Origin of the sequence: Streptomyces niphimycinicus (assembly GCF_018883605.1) — a bacterium.
Taxonomy (GTDB): Bacteria; Actinomycetota; Actinomycetes; order Streptomycetales; family Streptomycetaceae; genus Streptomyces; species Streptomyces niphimycinicus.
In genome coordinates, this window is sequence record NZ_JAHLEM010000400.1 from 1 (window position 1) to 5,221 (window position 5,221).

General features: G+C 72.1%; 1 protein-coding gene. It reads right to left on the minus strand.

What is annotated here, in order from left to right:
• On the minus strand, positions 1-5,221 hold a 5,221-nt coding region (locus tag KN815_RS30465; RefSeq protein WP_216345093.1), incomplete at both ends, for a type I polyketide synthase.

A 5,221-nucleotide genomic window follows, 5' to 3' on the forward strand; every position in this document is an offset into this window, starting at 1 on the left:
TCCGCCACCAACTCCGCCGCACCCGGCGCCTCCACGCCACGACGACTCGTCAGCACCACAGAACGCACACCATGCTCCACCACCAGATGACGGGCCAACAGCGCGCCCAGACCACCCGTACCACCCGTGATCAACACCGTGCCCGGGCCGTCCAGCGTCCTCGGGATCGTCAGCGCCACCTTGCCGGTGTGGCGGGCCTGGCTGATGAAGCGGAAGGCGTCGGGTGCCCTACGGACATCCCAGGTGCGCACCGGAAGCGGTCGCAGCACTCCGCTCTCGAACAGGGAGATCAGGACGCCCCACATCTCGTGGATGCGGTCGGCTCCCGCCTCCATCAGGTCGAACGCCTGGTAGGAGACACCGGTGTACTCGGCGGCCACCTCGTCCGGGACCCTGATGTCGGTCTTGCCCATCTCCAGGAACCGGCCGCCGCGCGGCAGCAGTCGCAGACCCGCGTCCACGAACTCCCGGGCGAGCGAGTCGAGCACCACGTCCATGCCGCGTCCGCCGGTCGCGTCGAGGAAGCGCTTCTCGAAGTCCAGCGTCCGCGACGACGCGATGTGCTCGTCGTCCAGGCCGAGCGCCCGCAGGGTGTCCCACTTGCCCTCGCTCGCGGTACCGAACACCTCGGCTCCGAGGTGTCGCGCCAACTGGAGCGTGGCCATGCCCACACCACCGGCCGCCGAGTGCACCAGCACCGACTGACCCGCCTCGAGACCTGCCAGGTCCACCATGGCGTAGTAGGCCGTCAGGAACACGATCGGCGTGGAGGCCGCCTGCTCGAACGTCCAGCCCTCCGGGACCCGGGCGACCACGCGCCGGTCGGTGATGGCGACAGGGCCGAACGACCCGCCGAAGATGCCCATCACCGGGTCGCCGGGCGCGAGGTCCGTCACCGCGGAGCCGACCTCGGTCACCACACCGGCGCCCTCGCCCCCGAGCGGCCCGGCCTCGCCGGGGTACATCCCCAGGGCGTTGAGCACATCGCGGAAGTTCAGGCCCGCGGCGCGCAGCGCCACCCTGATCTCGGTCGCGCCCAGTTCCTCCGTCACATCGGGGCTGGGCAGCAGCGCCAGGTTCTCCAGGGTCCCCTTGGCGTGCATGTCCAGCCGCCATTCCCGGACCCCCGCGGGCGGCAGCAGCGCGGTGCCCGAGGAGACCCGGGCCATGCGCTGGCCGAGCACCGTGCCCTCGCGGACTACGGCCTGCGGCTCGTCGCCGGCGAGCACCGTGGCCAGTGCCGCCTTGGACGCCTCGGTGGGCTCCTGTGGGTCCAGGTCCACCAGGACGAAGCAGTTCGGGTTCTCCGACTGCGCGGACCGCACCATGCCCCAGAGGGGGGCGTGGATCATGTCCGGGGTCTCGTCGCGGTCTTCGGGAGCCATGGCGCCCGAGGTCACGAAGACCAGTCGGGAGGAGGCGAACCGGCGGTCGCCGAGCCAGCCCTGGATCATGCCCAGCGTGTGGTGCGTCACCGCGTGGATGGCGCCCGCGGGCTCCAGGCCCTGCTTGGCCTTGCTCTTGCTCTTGCCCTTCGCCTTGCTCGTGGGCGTGCCCTGCGCCGCCGGGTCGTCGAGACCGGGCGCGTAGGACACCAGCACGGCCTCCGGGGCGGCGGCGCCACCGTCGATCGCGGCGCCCAGCGCCTCGAGATCGGCGTAGGCGGTCACCTCGGCCCCGGCGATCTCGCCGGCGGCCAGTCCGTAGGGGTCGGTGCCCACCACGGCCCACTGGGCCGTTGCCACCTCGGCCGGGGCGATGGCCGGGACGGGGGTCCAGTCCAGCGTGAACAGCGAGTCGCGGAACGCCGCGGTCCTGGCCGCGTCGATGTGTTCCACGGACACCGGGCGCAGCACGAGGGATTCGACCGACGCCACCGGGCGGCCGGTTCCATCGGCCACCGCGAGGGAGATCGAGTCCGGTCCGAGCCGGCTGAGCCGGACCCGCAGCGTGGACGCGCCACCGGCGTGGAGCGACACCCCGCTCCAGGAGAACGGGAGCCGGGAGAGCCCGACGTCCTCCAGGGCGACGAACGTCACCGCTTGCACGGCGGCGTCCAGCAGGGCCGGGTGGAGGCCGAAGTCGGCCGCCTCCGACGCGTGCTCCCCGAGGCTGACTTCGACATAGACGTCGTCGCCCGAGCGCCAGGCGGCCCGCAGTCCCTGGAACACCGGGCCGTAGGCGAACCCGGTGGCGGCGAAGCGCTCGTAGAAGTCGCTGATGTCCAGGGCTTCCGCGTCCGCCGGGGGCCATGCGCTCAGGTCGAACGACGGCTCGGGGCCGGCCGGGGCGAGCGCACCGGCGGCGTGCTGCGTCCACGGCTCGTCCGAGGACGCGTTGGCCGAGCGGGAGTACAGGCTGAGCGAACGGTAGCCCGTCTCATCCTTGTCACCCACCCAGAGCTGCACCTGGACCGGTTCGTTCTCGGGCAGGACCATCGGGGTCGCCAGGGTGACCTCCTCGACCCGGCCGCTGCCGACCTGGTCGGCGGCGCGAATGGCCAGTTCGAGGAACCCGGTCCCGGGGAACAGGGCCGCACCCCCGATCGCGTGGTCGGCGAGCCACGGCTGGCTCTGCACCGACAGCCTGCTGGTGAACAGGAATCCGTCGCTGCCCGCGAGTTCGACTCCGGCACCCAGCAGCGGGTGGTTGGGGGAGCTGAGCCCGATGGAGGCGACGTCGCCGGTCATGGCGCCGGGTGCCTTCGGCCAGTAACGCTGCCGCTGGAAGGCGTAGGTGGGCAGCTCCACCCGTCGGACGTCGCGCCCGGCGAACGCCGTCGACCAGTCCACGGTAGTTCCGTGGACGTGGAGTTCGGCCAGCGCCGTGGTCAGCGACTGGGTTTCGGGGCGGTTCTTGCGCAGAGCGGGGACGAGGGTGAAGGCGGCAACGCCCGCGTCCTCGTCGGCCGCCAGGCAGTCCTGGGCCATCGCGGTGAGCACACCGTCGGGCCCCACTTCCAGGAACGAGGTGACCCCGAGCTTCTCCAGGGCCCGTACCCCGTCCGCGAAGCGCACCGCCTCCCGCACATGCCGCACCCAGTACTCCGGGGAGCACACTTCGGCCGCACCCGCGGGCTTGCCGGTGAGGTTGGAGACCAAGGAGATCGACGGTGCCTGGAAGGACAGGCCCGTGACGATGTCTCGGAAGTCGTCCAGCATCGCGTCCATGCGGGGCGAGTGGAAGGCGTGGCTGACCGTCAGCCGGCGGGTCTTACGACCCTGCCGCTCCCACTCTCCGGCGATCTCCAGCGCCGCGGCCTCATCGCCCGCGATCACCACGGCCGTCGGGCCGTTGACCGCGGCGATGCTCAGCTCGGCCGCACGGCCGGCCAGCGAACCGGCGATCTCCTCCTCCGACGCCTGTACCGCCACCATCGCGCCACCCTCGGGCAGCGCCTGCATCAGACGGCCACGCGCCACGATGAGCGCGCACGCGTCCTCCAGCGAGAGCACCCCGGCCACATGCGCGGCGGCGACCTCTCCCACCGAGTGGCCGATCAGCACGTCCGGGGTGATGCCCCAGTGCTCCAGCAGCCGGAAGAGCGCCACCTCGATGGCGAACAGCGCGGGCTGGGTGAAGGCCGTCTGATCGAGCAGCTCGGCGTCCGCGCTGTCCTCGGCGGCGAACATCACCTCCTGCAACGGCCGGTCGAGCAGCACGTCGAGATGCGCGCACACCTCGTCCAGCGCACGGGCGAACACCGGGAAGGCGTCGTACAGCTCCCGGCCCATGCCCAGGCGCTGCGCGCCCTGGCCCGAGAACAGGAACGCCGTCTTGCCGGCGGTGCCCACGGAGCCCTGGACGGCTCCGGGGGCCGTGGCGCCCGAGGCGATGGCGTCGAGGCCGCTCAGCAGCCCGTCCCGGTCGCCGCTCAGGAGCACGGCTCGGTGGTCGAAGGCGGACCGGGTGGTCGCCAGCGAATAGCCCACATCGTCGAGGTCGAGCTCGGGGTGGGCCGTCACGTAGTCGTGCAGGTTCCTCGCCTGGGCGCGCAGCGCCTCGGCGCCCTTGCCGTTGACCGTCCAGGGAAGCGTCTCCGAACCGGTCGGCGGAGCGTCCGTACGGACCCGCTGCGCCGTCGCCGGCTCCTCCGGCTCCGGGGCCTGCTCGATGATGGTGTGGGCGTTGGTGCCGCTGATGCCGAACGAGGAGATGCCCGCCCGGCGCGGCTCGCCGTTCTCCGGCCACGGGGTCGACGCGGTCAGCAGCCGGACCTCGCCCGCCGTCCAGTCCACATGCGGCGTCGGCTCGTCGACATGGAGCGTCTGCGGCAGCACGCCCTCACGCATGGCCATCACCATCTTGATGATTCCCGCGACACCGGCGGCCGCCTGGGTGTGCCCGATGTTCGACTTGATGGAGCCCAGCCACAGCGGCTCGTTCTCCGGCCGCCCCTGGCCGTAGGTGGCCAGCAGCGCCTGCGCCTCGATCGGGTCACCGAGCCGGGTGCCGGTGCCGTGCGCCTCGACCGCCTGCACCTGGTGGGCGGCGAGGTCGGCGCTGGCCAGCGCCTGGCGGATCACCCGCTGCTGCGACGGCCCGTTCGGCGCCGTGATGCCGTTGGACGCGCCGTCCTGGTTGACGGCGGAGCCGCGCACGATCGCCATCACCGGGTGGCCGTTGCGCCGCGCGTCCGACAGCCGCTCGAGCAGCAGCATGCCGACGCCCTCGGCCCAGCCCGTGCCGTCGGCGGATGCCGCGAACGCCTTGCACCGTCCGTCCGTCGACAGCCCCTTCTGGCGGCTGAAGTCCACGAACGAGCCCGGGCTGGACATGATCGTGACACCGCCGGCCAGCGCGAGGGAGGACTCTCCCTGGCGCAGCGACTGCACGGCCATGTGCAGCGCCACCAGCGACGAGGAACATGCCGTGTCCACCGTGACGGCCGGTCCTTCGAGGCCGAAGGTGTAGGAGATACGGCCCGATACCACGCTGCCCGAGTTGCCGGTTCCGAGGTAGCCCTCGGGTCCGCCCGGGGCGGCCAGCAGCAGGCCGATGTAGTCCTGGCCGTTGCTGCCCGCGAAGACACCGGTCCGGCTTCCCTTGAGCGACAAGGGGTCGATGCCCGCCCGCTCGATCGCCTCCCAGGAGGTCTCCAGCAGCAGCCGCTGCTGCGGGTCGATGGTCAGCGCCTCGCGGGGGGCGATCCCGAAGAACACCGGGTCGAATTCGTCGGCGTCGTAGACGAAGCCGCCGCCGCTCGCGTAGCTGGTGCCCG